Source organism: Priestia sp. SB1, from assembly GCF_038898415.1.
The window spans coordinates 1-1,437 of record NZ_JBBJSS010000037.1; the positions used below are offsets into that span (position 1 = coordinate 1).

A 1,437-nucleotide genomic window follows, 5' to 3' on the forward strand; every position below is an offset into this window, starting at 1 on the left:
TGAACTGCACCCCACTTGTTAGACAAAAACTAATAATTGGAGGTGCAGTTTTTTATGTCAAAACACACACTTGAAACAAAGTTAAAAGCTGTAGATTTCTACATCAATAAGCAATATTCATATAAAGAAACAGCTGAGTTATATGGTGCGAATACATCAGATGTTATTCAATGGGTGGCATTATTTAAAAAACATGGGAAAGAAGGTTTAGAATCAACGTATACAAAGTACTCTGCCGAGTTTAAAATGGACGTATTAACGTATATTGAAAAAACGGGAGCGTCTATTCGTGAAGCATCTTCTGTATTTAATATCCCTTCATATTCAACGGTTATAAAATGGAGAAGGATCTTTGAAGAACAGGGCATGGACGGTCTGTATGCCAAGACCAGGAGGCCGCCAAAAGTGAAGAAGAATTCGATTAAAAATAATGATTCACAGAAAACAAATGAAGAGCTAGTAAAGGAACTTGAATATTTACGAATGGAAAATGCGTACTTAAAAAAGTTGAACGCCTTAGTACAAACATTAAGGGAATTAAAGAGCGAGAAAAAGCCCAAGTAGTGTTTGAATTAAGGCATGAGTATAAGGTCGTCGACCTTATCAAAGTAGCTAGAATCGCTCGTAGTACGTATTATTATTGGATAAAAGCCTTTAAGCGCCCTGACAAGTATAAAGAAGTTAAAGAAACCATTCATCATATCTTTCATAAACACAAAGGGAGGTATGGTTATCGTCGTATTACGCTAGAATTACACCGTCTAGGCTATCTTATTAATCATAAGACGGTCTGTCGATTGATGAAAGAGCTAGGCTTAAAGTGCCTCGTTCGGCTCAAAAAGTATCGTTCTTATCGTGGGAGAACAGGAAGAATCGCTCCAAATATCCTTAAACGTGATTTTAAAGCATCTAAACCAAATGAAAAATGGGTAACCGATATCACAGAGTTTCACCTATTCGGAGAGAAGCTTTACTTATCACCTATTTTGGACCTTTTTAATGGGGAAATTATCTCCTACCATATCGACAAGAGACCTGTATTTTCACTGGTCACTACGATGTTACATAAAGCATTTGACTGTTTAAATGAGGGAGACTGCCCTATTCTTCATTCTGATCAAGGATGGCACTACCAAATGACCAAATATCAGCATTTATTGAAGGAAAATAACATTACTCAAAGCATGTCCCGTAAGGGTAACTGTTTAGATAATGCGGTTATTGAAAACTTCTTTGGTCTATTAAAATCAGAGTTACTCTATCTACAAGAATTTGAAAGTATAGAACAGTTCAAACAGGAATTAGAGGCCTATATCCTCTATTACAACCATCTACGAATAAAAGAAAAATTAAAAGGATTGACCCCTGTAGAATACAGAATTCAATCCTCATTAGCTGCCTAAATAACGTGTCTAACTTTTTGGGTTCAGTTCAAAT

The 1,437-nt window shown here is 35.8% G+C and carries 1 protein-coding gene; it reads left to right on the forward strand.

What is annotated here, in order from left to right; all coding sequences use genetic code 11:
• Window positions 1-54: 54 nt before the first annotated feature.
• A protein-coding gene (locus WKH56_RS35030; protein ID WP_087947471.1) for an IS3 family transposase occupies window positions 55-1,403 on the forward strand; the annotation gives its coding sequence in 2 pieces (ribosomal slippage) (window positions 55-499 and window positions 499-1,403; 1,350 coding nt in all).
• Window positions 1,404-1,437: the final 34 nt, after the last annotated feature.